Below are 255 nucleotides of genomic sequence, written 5' to 3'. Positions count from 1 at the left end.
CCAGATGCGACATCAGCAAAGGCCCCGTGATGACCCTGCTTCACCCCGACCGCTTGTTTCCGGTTGAACCCAAGCTAAGAGAACTGGCACGCACGCTTTATGATGGGGTGCGCGATCTACCCATCATCAGCCCTCATGGCCATACTGATCCGCGCTGGTTCGCGGAAAACAAAGCTTTCGCCAACCCGCCCGAGCTGTTCGTCACGCCCGATCACTATGTGTTCCGGATGCTCCATTCTCAGGGGATCGCGTTGG

1 protein-coding gene is annotated in these 255 nt (G+C 58.0%); it reads left to right on the top strand.

Annotated features, from left to right (window positions below):
* Window positions 1-29 precede the first annotated feature (29 nt).
* A partial coding sequence (locus FCK22_RS18165; RefSeq protein WP_211243599.1) for a glucuronate isomerase occupies window positions 30-255 on the top strand: 226 nt, incomplete at its 3' end.

It is taken from the genome of Sulfitobacter sp. 15WGC (assembly GCF_005068605.1).
GTDB lineage: Bacteria > Pseudomonadota > Alphaproteobacteria > Rhodobacterales > Rhodobacteraceae > Sulfitobacter > Sulfitobacter faviae.
This window is presented reverse-complemented; position numbering and strand designations above follow the sequence as displayed.